This is a genomic window from Synechococcus sp. SYN20 (assembly GCF_014279555.1).
Taxonomy (GTDB): Bacteria; Cyanobacteriota; Cyanobacteriia; order PCC-6307; family Cyanobiaceae; genus Synechococcus_C.
The window spans coordinates 472878-488092 of sequence record NZ_CP047959.1 but is presented as its reverse complement, the minus strand read 5'-3'; the positions used below and the strand labels follow the sequence as shown (position 1 = coordinate 488092).

At 56.6% G+C, this 15215-nt stretch carries 16 protein-coding genes and 1 tRNA gene; 8 read left to right on the top strand and 9 right to left on the bottom strand.

What is annotated here, in order from left to right; all coding sequences use genetic code 11:
* Nucleotides 1-5: 5 nt before the first annotated feature.
* Nucleotides 6-79 (bottom strand) — tRNA-Arg (locus SynSYN20_RS02490).
* 104 nt (nucleotides 80-183) lie between these two features.
* Between SynSYN20_RS02490 and recF the strand changes: the two genes are divergently transcribed.
* Together recF and speD are read left to right on the top strand one after the other, a co-directional pair.
* Nucleotides 184-1281 (top strand): DNA replication/repair protein RecF, encoded by a 1098-nt coding sequence (recF, locus tag SynSYN20_RS02485; RefSeq protein WP_255476408.1) that lies wholly within the window; start codon nucleotides 184-186, stop codon nucleotides 1279-1281.
* Between the two features lie 30 nt (nucleotides 1282-1311).
* Nucleotides 1312-1833, top strand: a complete 522-nt coding sequence (gene speD / locus SynSYN20_RS02480) for an adenosylmethionine decarboxylase (protein ID WP_186524598.1) — start codon at nucleotides 1312-1314, stop codon at nucleotides 1831-1833.
* A gap of 15 nt (nucleotides 1834-1848) precedes the next feature.
* Here the strand turns inward: speD and SynSYN20_RS02475 are convergent, their stop codons facing one another.
* Together SynSYN20_RS02475 and larE are read right to left on the bottom strand one after the other, a co-directional pair.
* Nucleotides 1849-3243, bottom strand: coding sequence for a glutamate decarboxylase (locus SynSYN20_RS02475; RefSeq protein ID WP_186525393.1), 1395 nt, complete (start codon nucleotides 3241-3243; stop codon nucleotides 1849-1851).
* A gap of 84 nt (nucleotides 3244-3327) precedes the next feature.
* Complete coding sequence (larE, locus tag SynSYN20_RS02470; RefSeq protein WP_186525392.1) at nucleotides 3328-4155, bottom strand: ATP-dependent sacrificial sulfur transferase LarE; 828 nt, start codon at nucleotides 4153-4155, stop codon at nucleotides 3328-3330.
* Between the two features lie 72 nt (nucleotides 4156-4227).
* Between larE and SynSYN20_RS02465 the strand changes: the two genes are divergently transcribed.
* Nucleotides 4228-5421, top strand: a complete 1194-nt coding sequence (locus SynSYN20_RS02465) for a cob(I)yrinic acid a,c-diamide adenosyltransferase (RefSeq protein WP_186524597.1) — start codon at nucleotides 4228-4230, stop codon at nucleotides 5419-5421.
* 9 nt (nucleotides 5422-5430) lie between these two features.
* Here the strand turns inward: SynSYN20_RS02465 and moeB are convergent, their stop codons facing one another.
* Together moeB and SynSYN20_RS02455 are read right to left on the bottom strand one after the other, a co-directional pair.
* A complete protein-coding gene (moeB, locus tag SynSYN20_RS02460) occupies nucleotides 5431-6594 on the bottom strand; it encodes a molybdopterin-synthase adenylyltransferase MoeB (protein ID WP_186524596.1) in 1164 nt (387 codons plus the stop codon).
* Nucleotides 6587-7054 (bottom strand): M67 family metallopeptidase, encoded by a 468-nt coding sequence (locus SynSYN20_RS02455; RefSeq protein WP_255476336.1) that lies wholly within the window; start codon nucleotides 7052-7054, stop codon nucleotides 6587-6589. Before SynSYN20_RS02455 ends, moeB begins: the two co-directional genes overlap by 8 nt.
* 89 nt (nucleotides 7055-7143) lie before the next feature.
* On the opposite strand from SynSYN20_RS02455, the gene SynSYN20_RS02450 reads away from it, so the two are divergent.
* Nucleotides 7144-7530 carry a CAAD domain-containing protein gene (locus tag SynSYN20_RS02450; protein WP_186524595.1) on the top strand — a complete coding sequence of 129 codons (387 nt, stop codon included), beginning with the start codon at nucleotides 7144-7146 and terminating at the stop codon, nucleotides 7528-7530.
* 24 nt (nucleotides 7531-7554) lie between these two features.
* Here the strand turns inward: SynSYN20_RS02450 and SynSYN20_RS02445 are convergent, their stop codons facing one another.
* Complete coding sequence (locus SynSYN20_RS02445) at nucleotides 7555-8427, bottom strand: fructosamine kinase family protein (protein ID WP_186524594.1); 873 nt, start codon at nucleotides 8425-8427, stop codon at nucleotides 7555-7557.
* A gap of 36 nt (nucleotides 8428-8463) precedes the next feature.
* On the opposite strand from SynSYN20_RS02445, the gene crtD reads away from it, so the two are divergent.
* A complete protein-coding gene (gene crtD, locus SynSYN20_RS02440; protein WP_186524593.1) occupies nucleotides 8464-9993 on the top strand; it encodes a C-3',4' desaturase CrtD in 1530 nt (509 codons plus the stop codon).
* A gap of 9 nt (nucleotides 9994-10002) precedes the next feature.
* On the opposite strand, the gene SynSYN20_RS02435 is transcribed toward crtD, so the two are convergent.
* Complete coding sequence (locus SynSYN20_RS02435; protein ID WP_255476335.1) at nucleotides 10003-10899, bottom strand: prephenate/arogenate dehydrogenase; 897 nt, start codon at nucleotides 10897-10899, stop codon at nucleotides 10003-10005.
* Between the two features lie 66 nt (nucleotides 10900-10965).
* Here SynSYN20_RS02435 and SynSYN20_RS02430 point away from each other — a divergent pair, with 66 nt between their 5' ends.
* The 3 genes from SynSYN20_RS02430 to SynSYN20_RS02420 all read left to right on the top strand — a co-directional run bounded on the left by SynSYN20_RS02430 (nucleotide 10966) and on the right by SynSYN20_RS02420 (nucleotide 13143).
* Nucleotides 10966-12420: a helicase gene (locus SynSYN20_RS02430; protein WP_186524592.1), complete on the top strand. Its 1455-nt coding sequence runs from the start codon at nucleotides 10966-10968 to the stop codon at nucleotides 12418-12420.
* Between the two features lie 41 nt (nucleotides 12421-12461).
* Nucleotides 12462-12701, top strand: coding sequence for a DUF2839 domain-containing protein (locus SynSYN20_RS02425; RefSeq protein WP_186524591.1), 240 nt, complete (start codon nucleotides 12462-12464; stop codon nucleotides 12699-12701).
* 91 nt (nucleotides 12702-12792) lie between these two features.
* Nucleotides 12793-13143, top strand: coding sequence for a DUF1815 family protein (locus tag SynSYN20_RS02420; protein ID WP_186524590.1), 351 nt, complete (start codon nucleotides 12793-12795; stop codon nucleotides 13141-13143).
* Here SynSYN20_RS02420 and recA read toward each other — a convergent pair.
* Both recA and SynSYN20_RS02410 read right to left on the bottom strand, forming a co-directional pair.
* Entirely contained in the window at nucleotides 13140-14288 is a 1149-nt protein-coding gene (gene recA / locus SynSYN20_RS02415; RefSeq protein ID WP_186524589.1) for a recombinase RecA, read from the bottom strand. The genes SynSYN20_RS02420 and recA overlap by 4 nt on opposite strands.
* A gap of 153 nt (nucleotides 14289-14441) precedes the next feature.
* The gene (locus SynSYN20_RS02410) at nucleotides 14442-15206 is read right to left on the bottom strand and encodes an HAD family hydrolase (RefSeq protein WP_186524588.1); all 765 of its coding nucleotides are present in this window, start codon (nucleotides 15204-15206) and stop codon (nucleotides 14442-14444) included.
* Nucleotides 15207-15215: the final 9 nt, after the last annotated feature.

Genomic DNA, 15215 nt, shown 5'->3' with positions numbered 1-15215 from the left:
TATTACGAGCATGGAGGGACTCGAACCCCCGACCCTCAGAACCGGAATCTGATGCTCTATCCAACTGAGCTACATGCCCCTGCGGCTGCCGCGACAGCTGCCGGTATTGATCGGCAAAATCAGCCGATCCAAGTACCTTAGCGACACGACGCATTCGGACCAATTCGGCTTCTCCAGCTTCAACTGCAGGCCTTTCGCAACCACAGCAACCTGCAGCTGGAGATCGAAGCACCACGCCTCCTGGTGATCGGTAGCAACGGCGTTGGCAAGTCAAACCTGCTGGAATCCGTGGAGCTCCTCGGAAGCCTGCGCTCACACCGTTCCAGTCAGGACGGAGATCTCATCCATTGGGATTCCAGCCGTGCACTGCTGAGGGCAACCTGCGCAGACCAGCAGATCCTTGAACTTGAACTGCGTCGCCGCGGCGGACGCCAAGCCAAGCGCAATGGGAAACCACTTCAACGACAGCTGGATTTAATTGGTCCTCTACGCTGTGTGGGCTTCAGCGCTCTTGACCTGCATCTTGTGAGAGGCGAGCCAGCGCTGCGCCGGCAGTGGCTCGATCGTGTTGTCCTTCAACTTGAGCCTGTTTACGCCGATCTCATCAGTCGCTACGGACGTTTGTTGAGGCAACGCGCACAGTTTTGGCGGCGGGGAGGTCTGTATTCCGGCATGGAACCGCAGGCGCTCCTCGAAAGCTTTGATAGCCAAATGGCTTTAGTGAGCACGCGTATTCATCGCAGGCGTCTCCGAGCCCTTGCCCGTTTAGAGCCCCTAGCTGCTGCATGGCAAGAAAGACTGAGTGAGGGTCGAGAGCATCTCCAGCTTCGCTACACCCCCGGCAGTGCATTGATCGGAGACGAGCAGGAAGAATCCTGGCGACTTGCGATTGAGCAACAGCTCCGCGCACAACGCAGCGAAGAAGAACGTTTAGGGAGCTGCCGGGTTGGTCCTCATCGCGATGAAATCGAAATGCAGATCAATGGAACTGCCGCACGACGCTTCGGCTCCTCTGGCCAACAACGCACCCTGGTGCTGGCTTTGAAGATGGCGGAGTTACAACTGGTCGGTGAACTCTGCGGCGAACCCCCTCTTCTTTTGCTCGATGATGTACTAGCCGAACTCGATCCCACACGCCAACTGGCCCTGCTAGAGGCCGTGGGTAAAAACCATCAATGCCTTGTCAGTGCCACCCATCTCGACGCATTTGAAGGCGGCTGGCGTGAGCAGTCGCAGATTCTCGATGCCGACAGCTTGAGATCACAGTCCGTGTCGCGGTAAGGTCGCGGGCCATTTGCATGAAGAATCTTGATGGAGCAGTCCTTGTCCAGCCTGCACCCCAACCCGGGATGGGCGACTTCAGAGCGCACGCAAGACCTCAGCTCCGGCGCGATCAAAAGTGGCACGACCAACAGCAGTGCAACCGACACCAGTGCAACCGACATGGTTGGTAAACACTGCATTCTCGAGCTCTATGACTGCGATCCTACGAAGCTCGACGACGAAACTTTTCTAAGGCACACCATCACGACAGCAGCCCAACGTGCTGGTGCAACTCTGCTCAACCTGATCACCCACCGCTTCGAACCCCAAGGGGTGACAGGTCTGGCACTTCTGGCTGAATCACACATCTCTATCCACACCTGGCCTGAAAACGGCTATGCAGCCGTGGATGTTTTCACCTGTGGTGACCACACCATGCCGGAGAAAGCCTGTGAGGTGCTCTGCGAAGAATTAGCGGCTGGTCGTCACGCCCTGCGCAGCTTCTTACGGGAGACGCCGGCAACGCTTGGAACAACCGAGCGCATGCCGGCCATACCAATCGCTGCCTGATTGCAGGACTGCGTTTCAGAGGTGGTTGTAAGACGCCGCCTCTGTGGCGAGCAGATTGCTTGTAAGCGGGTGTTTTTGAAAATGTGCAATGGCTTGCCGGATGTCTTCCAGAAGCAAGTCAGCCATGTCACGAGTGAAATCTCGCTTCACCAAGATCCTCTGGAAGGCTGTGGATTCAAGTTCGCCCGTAAACGGATAGGCAGGCACCTGCCAGCCCCGCATCCGCAACCGATCGGCGAAGTCATAGAGGTTGAAGCCAGGCTTCGAATTGTCATCCAGAGTCCAAACCACGGTAGGAATGCCCTGGTCAGGGGCACCGTCATGGATGATTTGGAAAAGATCGATCTCCCCTAATTTGTCCGCGAAGTACTGGGCATTGGCATGACTGGCCATATGGAGCATGCGATAGCCCTCTCGCCCCAAACGCACAAATTCGTGATATTGAGCAATCACCTGACCCGCAGGCCTTGAAAAATTGATCTGGAACGTGGGCATGTCCCCACCTAGATAGGTCACATGAAAAACAAGCTCATCAGGTAGATCCTCCTGGTGGCGCCAGAGCACCCAGCCAACACCAAGGGGCGCCAAACCAAATTTATGGCCTGAAGCATTAATCGATTTCACCCGCTCCAAGCGAAAGTCCCATAGAGGGAGATCGGGTGCACAGAACGGAGCAAGAAAACCACCACTTGCCGCATCCACGTGAATCGGCACATCCAGACCTGTACGAGCCTGGAGATCATCCAAAGCCTTGCTGATCGACTCAATGTCCTCGTAAAGACCGTGATACGTCACCCCAAGAGTGGGTACTACAAAAATCGTGTTTTCATCTACGGCCTCAAGAACACGCTCAGGGCTGATGCACAACTCGCCGGTAAGCATCTCTAATTCACGCATTTCAATATCCCAATAACGCGCAAACTTCTTCCAGCAGATCTGCACGCTTCCGCACACCATGTTGGGCTTATCGGTTGGCAAGCCTGCCGCCTCACGACGTTTGCGCCATCGCCACTTCGCGGCCATCCCTCCAAGCATGGCCGCTTCACTACTGCCAATGGTGGAGCATCCAACGGCGGCACCAGGGGCATTCCACAAGTCGGCCATCATTGAAACGCAGCGACTCTCAAGCTCCGCCGTCTGAGGATATTCATCTTTATCGATCAGATTTTTATCCACTCCCAGAGTCATCAACTCCATCGCACTTTGCGCTTGATAGGTCTGACAAAATGTGGCCAAGTTCTGCTTACTATTTCCATCAAGAAGCAACTCTTCTTTCAAAAGTTGCACTGTGGAATTTCCCTCACGCCCTACTCCTGGGAAATGATGTTTTGGCAGCGGAGAGAGCATGGCATCAACCATGGCCTGCTCCTCACTGTCATGGAGATGATGACTGGATTGATGCAGTGCCACAAGACAGAATTCGTCTTGATAAAAACTATTCAGAGCGGGCAACCAGCGCCAAAGTCGTAACGAAGTCGATGTTTAATCGAACGTCTAAATGCGGTTGAGCTTGCCGCTCACCAGCCCCTCCACATCCACACTCACCGAAGTGAAACCCTGGCTGAGAAGGGTTTTCACCAGCTCACGTCTCAGTAAGGGCTGTAAAAGATCGGCAATTCGCTCTTCTGGGACCTCCACCCGAGCCGCCAGTCCGTGGCTACGCACCCGAACCTGATCAAATCCATGCTGAATCAACCAGGCTTCTGCCTGTCCCACCCGCTGAAGGCGTTCACTGCTGATTGATTCTCCGTAGGGAAAACGGGAGGCAAGGCAAGGCTGCGCAGGCTTATCCCACCAAGGGAAACCAAGCGCCCAAGACAAGCGGCGAACGGTCGCCTTCGTGATGCCAAGTTCAGCCAGAGGAGAGCGAACACCAGCTTCCTTCGCCGCCGCAATCCCAGGACGATGATCTCCGAGATCATCGTGATTGACCCCATCAAGAACGAGAGCGCCGTTAGCTTCAGACGCAATCGGAGCGAGATGGCGATGCAACTCTCGCTTGCATGCGTAGCAACGATCCTGAGGATTACTGGTGTAACTCGGATCCTGAAGCTCAAGGGTTGACACCTCCTGATGCCGCATCCCAAGCCAGGCCACCTGCTGGCGCGCTTCAACCAGGAGATGGGGCGCTAGGGAAGGAGAGACTCCGGTAATCGCTAAGGCCTGTTCACCAAGCTGCTCATGAGCAATCGCGGCAACGAGGCTGCTGTCAACACCACCCGAGTAGGCCACACACACATGCTTCTGCGCCGCCAAGAAATCACGCAACCGAGTCAAGACATCACATTCCAGCTCTGACAATGATTCGAGCTGGCGGAACATCCCATTGGTCACTGTCTTCGCTTCAAAACTCTGTATGCTCCCAGCGTAAGAAGACTCATCCTTTCGCCGCCAATGGATGCAGTCTCATCCGGTACGTCACAAGCCAGCCGTGCTCGCAGCAATCGCGGCGTCGGAATCGTCACAGCTGCTGATAGCCGCGAGCGAAGCCTTGGCCAACTTCACGTGTACGACGGCGAGGGCAAGGGCAAAAGCCAAGCAGCCTTAGGAGTTGTGCTGCGCACCATTGGACTTGGGATCTGCGAGCAACGGCGCACCAGGGTGTTGTTGCTGCGCTTTTTGAAGGGACCAGGGCGGGCTTACGACGAAGACGCAGCCATCGAAGCTCTACAACAAGGTTTCCCTCACTTAATCGATCAGGTTCGAACGGGCCGAGGAGACTATTTCAGTGTGGATGAAGCCACACGTTTCGACCGACAGGAAGCCCAACGGGGCTGGGATATCGCCAAAGGTGCCATTGCAAGCGCTTTGTACTCCGTCGTCGTTCTCGATGAACTCAATCCAGTGCTCGATCTCGGCTTACTGGAAACCGAAGATGTGATTCGGTCGCTAAAGAGCCGACCGGAAGGCATGGAAATCATCGTCACCGGGCGTGGTGCTCCGCGTCCATTAGTGAAGATCGCAGACCTGCACTCTGAGATGCGCGCTCACAGACGTCCCGAGGTGAATAACAACGCAGCGCTCTCGTTTGTCACGGCAGGCGGCATTGAGATTTACACCGGAGAAGGGAAAGGAAAATCAACCAGTGCCCTTGGCAAAGCGCTGCAAGCGATCGGCAGAGGAATCAGCCAGGACAAGAGCCATCGCGTACTGATCCTCCAATGGCTCAAAGGAGGAAGTGGGTATACAGAAGACGCCGCGATCGCAGCGTTGCGTGAGAGTTATCCCCATTTGGTCGATCACCTTCGCTCAGGGCGTGATGCCATCGTTTGGCGTGGCCAGCAACAACCCATCGACTACGTAGAAGCAGAACGCGCCTGGGAAATCGCCAGAGCTGCGATCGCGAGTGGGCTCTACAAAACCGTGATTCTCGATGAGTTGAACCCCACAGTGGATCTCGAGCTTCTGCCGGTTGAACCCATCGTTCAAGCCTTGCTCCGTAAGCCCACAGAGACGGAGGTGATCATTACCGGCCGGTGCAAACACCAGCCGGCCTATTTCGACCTTGCAAGCGTCCATTCAGAGATGGTGTGCCACAAGCACTATGCCGAGCAAGGCGTTGATCTCAAGCGCGGTGTTGACTACTAATCTTTGCGCTCAATAGCGCGGAACGGAAGGATCGATCTCCTCTGACCAGGCATCAATCCCCCCTTGCACGTTGACCGCATCAATGCCGTGGTTGGCGAGGAATTCCACTGCCTTTGCCGAACGCCCTCCCAGTTTGCAGTGCACATAAACCGTTTTGCTCGCTGCGATGGTCTTGATTCGCTCGATCACCTCCTCGCGGTCCAGAGTGGCCAAGGGGATCAGTTCAGAGCCAGGGATCACAGCAACCTCCGCTTCTGAAGGATTACGAACATCGATCAACGCCAAATCACCTCCCTGATCCAGCTTGGCTTTGAGCTCCACCACAGAAATACTGTTCATTGTCTTTGACGTCTCCCCGGAGAGCGAACCTCCGGCCGTACAGAACGCTTGATAGTCAATCAGCTTGTCGATGGCGGCGCGATTGGGGCTTCGTTTCAACGTGAGCTCTCGAAAACGCATCGACAAGCCATCCACTAACAGCAAACGGCCATCGAGAGGAGTCCCAATTCCTGTGATCAACTTGACTACCTCAGCGGCCTGAATCAGGCCAATCAAACCAGGCATCACGCCCATCACTCCTCCGTCAGCACAGGAAGGAACGAGGCCTGGCGGCGGCGGCTCCGGCACGAGGTCGCGATAGTCGGGGGACTGGCGCCCCAGATTGAACACACTGACCTGCCCTTCAAAGCGCTGGACTGAGCCATAAACAAACGGTCTCTTGGTCAACACACAGGCGTCATTAATCAGATAGCGGCTGGCGAAATTATCCGTTCCATCAACCACCACGTCGTACGCAACAAACAGCGCAAGCGCATTGCTTGCCGACAAGCGAAAGCCATGCTCCTCAACCCGGCAAAAGGGATTGAGGTCTTCAATTCGAGCGCGCGCCGATGACGTTTTGGCCTGCCCCACCGTTCCAGTGCCATGGATCACCTGACGTTGAAGGTTGGAGGGCTCAACAAGGTCGTCATCCACAATCCCGATCCGACCAACCCCTGCAGCCGCTAAGTAGAGCAGAAGTGGGGAACCCAATCCACCGGCACCAATGCACAAAACAGAAGCAGCTTTTAAACGTTGCTGTCCTTCAACGCCCACCTCGGGGAGGGTGATGTGACGGGCGTATCTGGACCTCTCCTCTCCACTTAGCTGAGGAGCACCCCCCGCGTCAGTCATGGCGAATCCCAGGATCTCCTGGACAAGACTGCCAAGAAGTCTCCCCCACAACTCGAATCGGCAGCGGATGCACAGCGGCGAGAGTGCAATGGGGTGCGACCACATCCAACCACCAAGCCGCCAAAGCATCGTTGGGTCCCATGATCAGCATCAGTCCAGAGCTCCCAGCCCAGAGTCGGTCTCTTCGACTGGGCACGACTGAAGCTCCCGGATGGGAATGGGCACTTCCAAGCACTGTCAATGCTTTGGCGCGCCCCCAACGTTGAGCGGCGATCTGTTCACGGGGGTCAATCTCAAAACGATCATGTTCGCGCTGACCCACCATGTTTCTGCAAGGCCAAATCAACTGCACATGCCATTGGTCTGACGCTGAATCCAGAGCGCCATGCGCCTCCTGTCCGAGCAACAAAGCACAGCCTTCTGCAGGAGAAGGAACCAGCAGATCGTGACGGAGAACCATCAGACATTCCGCACCAATGACCAACTGGGATGGCGCTTGTGAAGAAAGCCCGATACTCTCAGCCAAAATCTGCCCCGAGCATTAGTGACATGAGCGAGGAGACCACCACGCCGGCGAGTGAGTCAACTTGGACCGCCAACACCAGCGAACCTTCTACCAACACAGAAACCGCTAATTTTTCTGAGCGCTACAGCGAGATCCTCGGAAAAGTCAACGAGACCCTCGACAAGGTGGATTGGAGCCAAGCCGGTCGCATCGGCAAAGTTGTTGGCATTTTTGCAGCTGTCATCGTTGCTCAAATCCTGATCAAGGGCATTCTCGACACCATCAATCTTCTCCCTGTCGTACCAGGGCTCCTCGAGCTTCTCGGTGTTGTAGTGGTGGGCCAATGGAGCTGGAAAAATCTCACCACAAGCGATAAGCGCACCGCTTTGGTGAATCGGGTTCAAACCATCCGCAGCGAATACCTCGGCTAAAGCCAGTTCAATATCCTCTCTCATTTACAACACCATTGACCTCATGGCTTTGATTGCCATGAGGCATTGGTTTTTGTAGCCACCACCGAACAGGTTGGCGTGGTTTAACAAGTGATAGAAGTTATAAAGGTCGATTCGATCGCGATAGCCGGGATCCAAGGGCCACTCTTTTTGATAGCCCTCATAAAATCGGGCACTAAATCCTCCAAACAATCGGGTCATCGCCAGATCCACCTCCCGGTCAGCCCACCAACAGGCTGGATCGATCAGTGCTCCCCGCTCGTCTGCGAGCACTGAAGCGTTTCCACCCCAAAGGTCGCCATGCACGAGACAGGACAGGGGCTGATGTTGATCCAACCAAACCCGTGTTGCGGCTAACAAAGGTTCGAGTTGATCAAGAGCCAAGCCCCAGCTTGATGCCAGCTGAAGCTGAGGGGTCAGCCGCAAGGTCACAAACGCGTCTCCCCAAGACGACAACCACCCAGATGGTTGAGGACCTAAGCCAATAAAACCTTCTTCATCCCAACCAAATCGATCCATCCCAGCATCAGCAGAGGTTCGATGAAGGCGAGCCAAGCCTCGTCCAAGCTCATATTGATCCCCTCGCCCAAAATCAAGCCAGGGCAAAATCAAGGCAGCAAGCTCTCCCACTGGGACCATCGCAAGCGGATCAGGGATCAACAAAAGCGCAGGGTCTGCCCAATGCTTCAGGGAGCGGAGCCCCCGTGATTCCACCTTGAGCATGGCTGGTGATGCCAGCTTGAGGAAGAGCGATCTCCCATCCGATACCTCCGCACGCCAAGTGGAAGAACTGCCAACGGGCTCCAGGCTCGTGCACTGACAGCCCTGCAGCTCAGCACAATCGTTTTGCAACGCCTCCAGCAGTTGCGTTCGCATTCACGATCCCCCTAACTCAGCTGTCAGCATGACCTGATGCAAAAACGCGACGACGTGATCGTGGTCGGCGGTGGCATCGCTGGACTCACTGCAGCGGCTCTGCTGGCACACGACGGTGTTTCAGTCACCCTTTTGGAAGCGCATTATCAGCCGGGGGGCTGTGCAGGGACCTTCCGGAGAGGGGAGTACACCTTTGATGTGGGTGCCACCCAAGTGGCAGGCCTCGAACCTGGTGGCAGCCACGCCCGCATCTTTCAACATCTGAATCTTCCTCTCCCAGGGGCCGAACTGCTTGATCCAGGCTGCGTGGTTGACCTAGCCGATGGGTCAGCCCCCGTGCGCCTTTGGCATGATCCCCAGCGCTGGCAGGAGGAACGACAACAACACTTTCCAGGAAGCGAAAGGTTCTGGCAGCTGTGCAGTTTTCTTCACCAGAGCAATTGGCAATTTGCTGGTTCCGACCCTGTTTTACCGATTCGAAATGGCTGGGATTTAAAGCAAACGCTTGCTGCAATCCATCCAGGAAATCTGCTCAGTGCCCCCCTAAGCCTCTGCACAGTTAAAGACCTCCTAACGCTGTCTGGATGCGGCAGTGATCAACGCCTGCGTCGTTTTCTCGATCTACAGCTCAGGCTTTACTCCCAACAACCTGCCGATCAAACCGCAGCGCTTTACGGAGCGACGGTGTTGCAAATGTGCCAAGCCCCTCTTGGCCTGTGGCACCTCCACGGATCGATGCAGGTGCTGAGTGAATCGCTGGCAGCTGGGTTGAAGCGCGATGGAGGAACCATGCTTCTGCGTCACCGCGTGCAGCAACTTCAACAAAACGCAGATGGTTCAGGCTGGCAACTACGCGTCGAAGGACCAGGTCGAAAGGAGCAGATCTTTCGAGCTGGCGATGTGATCAGCACGCTCCCTCCTCAGTGCCTGCCTGAATTGATCGTTCCTCAAGGCAACGCTGACCAGACCCCCATGCCAGCGCCCTATCGCCAACACCTCACTGAGCTCGTGGCTCCCAGTGGGGCCCTGGTGTTTTATGGCGCCATCGACAGGGCGGATCTACCGGACGACTGTCCAGGCCATTGGCAACGCGATGCAAGCGATCCTGGCTCTGTCTTTATCTCCATCAGCCGTGAGGGAGACGGCAGGGCTCCGAAAGGGCAATCCACCGTGATTGCCAGCGTGTTTACGACCCCTAAGGGATGGTTCTCAGGCTCAGAAGCCGAGTACCAAAGCAAAAAAGAAGCCTGTCAAGCCAAGATCCGCAGCACGGTGGAAGCCGCCTTGGGCTTGTCGGAACACACCTGGCGTCATCAAGAGCTGGCGACACCGCGGGGCTTTCTCCGCTGGACCGGACGGCCAAACGGCATCGTCGGTGGCTTGGGGCAATCCCCCAGTCGTTTCGGACCCTTTGGCCTGGCAAGCCGCACCCCGATGCCTGGGCTCTGGCTTTGTGGAGATTCCATTCATCCAGGTGAGGGAACGGCCGGGGTCACCCTGTCTGCCCTCATGGCCTGTAGGCAGTTGCTGGCTCAACGCGGTCAAACCCTCCAGCTGCACAGTTAAAGCCCTCGGTTAATCCGAAAGAAACTGCGGTCTTAGCGATTGCGTCTTTTCCAGCTCTTTCTCGAGCTGAGCCCAATGCCCCTCAAGAATTGCTTCTTCGAGCTGCTCCAAACTCCAGCGATACGCCGCTAAAGAACGAAGCACCGCTTGGGTGTTGCGTGACGCCATTGCAGTCCCGAGGGCCGGGTTGCCACCCCCAACGCGACTGGTGTCGGCAAAGCCGCTTGAGGCCAGAGTCCTGGCCAGTTCGAGGACAGCAGGATCACGTTCTTCTCCTACCGCTCGCAACAGGGCAGCACTAACGATGACAGGGAGATGGGAGATCAACGCCACGGCCTGGTCATGACGGGCAGCATCAGCGGTAAGCCAGTGGCTGCCGAGACGGTCGGCCAGCTGCTGGATCACCGCAAGCGCTGACGCATCCGTGGATGACTCAGGTGTTGACACCCAGGGACGGCCACAAAAAAGTCCCGTCAGGCCAGCATCAACGCCTGCTTGAGCCGTTCCTGCCATGGGGTGACTCCCCACAAAGCGCGGATGAAGATCGCGCCAAACCGCCAGCACCTCTGCCTTCACCGAGCCCACATCAGTGACCACCGCCCGCTCGGGGATGGCCTTGATCAGGCTTTCTTGGGGACTCAGCAACGACTCCAAAGGGAGGGCAAGGATCACCAGGTCGCAATTCTGAAGACAGCTGGGATCGGTGCTGACCAAGGGAGCCAGCCCTCTGCTGCGGGCCCGCTCCGCCGTGACTTCACGGTGAACAAGGCCTTGCACCTCAACCCCTTGCTGGCTGAGATCAAGGGCGATCGAGCCACCGATCAACCCCATCCCCACCACGCCAACACGATCGATCGACCATGGCTGCGCCCCTTGCCCCTGATCCATCGGATCGATTTCGCTCATTAGCCCATGTTGATGGATCAATCCACCTGAACCAAACACGTTCAGTGCACTGCTTAGGCTCATTTAATGCTGGAAGTTCAAGCCCATCAGCAGCTCAAGCAGCTTCTCCATCTGGAGGAGATGCCTTGGGAGCACCACCTAACGCTCAGCCGTCTGATCGGTCGCAGCTTGCGCAGACAAGATCGCACCCGCATTCGCTTGTCTGCTGGAGAGCGGGATCGCTGGTGGCTGGGGTTGCTTGTTCCTCTTTGCCTGAAATCCCAAGACTGCGTGTTGGTGCTTGATGAACGCCAACGGCAACGCTTCCTTCATGTCGAACTGCCTCGTCTGCGCCAGGGAGGATTAAGGCTTGCCTGTTGGAGCGGCAGCACGGCTCCTCCCGGCTCACAACTCTGGCTGCTCTCTCCCGCCGAACTGGTCAACGTTCACCGACGCCGCGGCTTCAAACCTTCGCATCAGTTGATCATTCCTGAAGCGGAATCTTTGGCTCAGCATCTGCGCGAAGCGATGGAACTCAGCATCGAAACCCAGGATTGGGATCGGTTACGTCAGGCCTACCCAACAGCAGGTCCTGCACTCCTCGACCTCCACGAACGGCTCAGCCGCCAATTGTTCGCCGCCTCCAGCCGATCCACTTGCGACCTCCCAATGCCAGGTAGCGCGTTGGTGAGCCTGCGCGACTTGATCGGTTTGCTTGGGGCTGCGCCAGAGCCCTGGACTGAATTGTTGACCCTCCAACCTTCGCAGTGGGCCAGCTGGGCACACCTCGATCAACACCTGCTGCAATGGACCTGGACTCTCCAACCCCTGGAGCCGCTCCAAACCCTTCATGGCCTGCTGGAGCAACACCCCTCGATTCTTCTTCAAACGGATGGCGTCTCTCTGGAGCGAATCAGACGGACCGGTGGGAAGTCAACAGAAACAGGGGCCGTGGTGGACATCCAGCTCCACGATCGAATGCGTACGGAACCGCTGCGTTTGTTCGCACCCAGACGACAACCGTTGCCGAACACGGCGATCTATGCGGAGCACCTTCTTGATCAATGCCGGCGCTTAATTCTTGGGCGTCGTGGGCTGACCGTTGTTTTGCTGGACGATCCAGGGCTCAGGCAAAAACTCACCACCGAACTCGCTGGAGAATTTGGCAGCAGAGTGATTCATCAAGACACAGCGCCGGACGTCAACGGAGTGATCTGCTGCGGTTGGTCTTGGTGGATGGACCATCAGAACCAGCTACCGGCCCTGGATCAGCTCATCATTGCCCTACTTCCTGTGTCCAGCCTGGAAGATCCGCTCACAGCCGCTCGGGTGGAATCGTTGAAACAACTGGGGCAGGATTGGTTCCGCGATCTGCTTCTGCCGGAGGCTCTAGCAAAGCTGGTTCCAGCAATCACCCCCCTCAGGCAGAGCGGCGGACGGCTCGCCATTTTGGATGGAAGGGTCCGCGCACGCAGCTGGGGCAAACAGGTCCTACGAGCCCTCGAGCCCTGGTCTCCTCTGCAGAGGCTGTTACCGGACTGACACCGTCCCTAGTCTTGAGATCTGCTCACTAGCCTGCCTCGATGGGAGAAGCTCGACGTCGCACCAGCTTGGGACTACCTCCAAAGCAACGCAAAACAGACCCCAAGGACAGCGAGCGAATCGTTGCCTGGCTGCCATTAACCCGGAGCCAATCCCAGCAATTCGTTGCCCTCACAACAAAGGGGGCCTGGATTGGGATCGGAGGACTCGTGGTTCTTTGGATCGTGGTGCGTTTTATTGGGCCAGCGGCAGGCTGGTGGACGCTCTCCGACATGCCATAACCCACCGACCGAAGCCAGTACAGCCAGAAGCGGCGCAACCGGAAACCAGTCAAAACCTTTAGGCTTGCTAAAGGTTTTCCGGACATCCGTGATGTTTTCACGCCTTGCCGATCAGTACCGCTCCGTCGTCAAAGATTTGGTCATGAGCCTTCATGCCCTTGCTTCAAGTCTTCAAAAGCAAGGGATCGTTGCCACTTGCTACAGCTGCAATGACGGCCACAGCCCTGACGGAAATGGCGCTTCATTCGTGGCCGAACTCGGCGATCAGCACCTCGTGCGTTTTCTGGTGTCCGATTTCGGAATTAGCTGGGTTGAATCCCGTAATGGGCGCGAACTCGTGAAGTTTGAGGGTGCTGAAGCCATTCAGGAGCTTCAACGAATCGCCACCTCCATTCAGGAGCGCTCCGCAATGGGCAGCACCCCTGAAATCGCAAGCCGTTAAGCAGCCCCATCAGCAAGGGACTTTTTATCCGTATCAGCAGGTTTCGCCAACGGCTTTGCAGCCGCTGAGCGAGCCGCAGCAGCCAAAGGGCGCATCGAATTCGAGGTCACTTCCGATCCTTCGGTCAACTTCCGACGCACAAGCACTTCGATGGCGTCCTTGGCTTCGGGGTTTTGCTCGAGCCAACCAATTGTGTTGTCACGACCTTGGCCAATGTTGTCGCCCTCGTAGCTGTACCAGGCCCCTTTACGCGTGACGACTCCTGTTTCCTCAGCCAGATCGAGAATGCATCCGAGCGTACTGATGCCACGCCCAAAAAGAATATCGAATTCGGCAATCCTGAACGGAGGCGCCACCTTGTTTTTCGCCACCTTCACTTTCGCCCGAATGCCGTACTCCTCAGTGCCACGTTTGAGAGTTTGGATCCGGCGAATATCAAGCCGCACTGAGGCGTAGAACTTCAGCGCATTTCCACCCGTTGTGGTCTCAGGATTGCCATAGGTCACTCCGATCTTCAGACGAAGTTGGTTCAGGAAGATCACGGTGCAACCGGATTTACCGATGTTGCCAGTGATCTTGCGCATGGCCTGACTCATCAAGCGAGCTTGGCCCCCAACAGACAAATCACCCATCTCTCCTTCAATCTCAGCCCGAGGCGTCAACGCAGCGACGGAGTCGATCACCACGATGTCAACAGCGGCAGAACGAACGAGCTGATCGACGATTTCAAGGGCCATCTCACCCGTATCTGGCTGGGAGACCAGGAGATTTTCTACATCAACACCAAGGGAAGCCGCATAGACAGGATCTAGGGCGTGCTCAGCGTCGACGAATGCCGCCACCCCTCCACGCTTTTGCACCTCAGCGATGGCATGCAGCGTGAGTGTGGTCTTGCCTGAACTTTCAGGCCCGTAAACCTCCACCACTCGCCCCTTGGGATACCCACCGCCAAGGGCAAGGTCGAGGGTGAGAGCGCCCGTGGAGATGGTTTCCACCCGCATCCGGGAGGCATCTCCCAAACGCATAATTGAGCCCTTGCCAAAATTTCGCTCGATCTGACCGAGCACAAGGTCCAAGGCTTTATCCCTCTCACCTGGACGGGGATCTCCTGCGGAGGAATGAGAGGCTTTCACGTCGGCTGGCATAGCAATGAACAGTTAAGGAGCAAACAGGTGCCGCAGGTCGCCGATTCAGCCAGCGGAAGATCCGCAAACTGAAGTCGACATAACACTGGACAGATCATCCAGTGCCCCGACTAACGCCACTTGTCTCACCTAGTACACATGTACGTTATCGAATCAGGGCCAGATCGCCAAGGGGGCTGCAAATTTGCTGGTTGAGAGCAAATCCAGCCCTTCCGGCAAACCCTCTCGGTCGGCCGGACGCAGATATCCCCAATCGGCCAAAAAGCACTTCAGGCCTTCAAGCCCAGGGGTCTCCAACACCACTTCAAGGGTGGCCCGCCGGTCTTCCACAAAACCCTTTAGCGCCCATTCGCGGCGCAAGCGGAGTAACACCTCAGGCTTTGGGCCGGACTCTCTGCCATCGAGGCGTACGGGTCGAAGCTGAAACGCATCAAGCAACTCATCCGTGAAATCTCGCCCTTTTGTGGTGAGCACAGACCAAGCCACACCCTCCTCCTCCAACCCAGCCAAACGCTCCTGCACCCCTTTAAACGGCCGATGCAAGGCCACCCAACCAGCACGATCGCCCGAGACGGCCTGACGACGAACACGCTCGAGAGAGTCTTGTAGCAGCGACGGTTTCCAGCCAAACCGATCGAGACCAGCTCGAAGCTGTTGGTCATAGTCCGCGGCGAAAGCATCAACACCAAGACGTTGCAACGGTCCGTCTGACTCTTGAAGGAACGCAGCGATCAGGACCATCTCCCAGCCGTGATGAACCCAGGGGCGCAATTGACGAAAGCGACTCGGTGTTTGCTCAGGCAAAAGCACTCCCTGGAGAAGGGATAGACAAGCTTTTCGAGAACTCGACCAGTACTCATCCATCCCGTCGAGGATCACCCCATCGAAATCGAAAACGAGGAGAGGCTGCAACGACACCGGAAATCC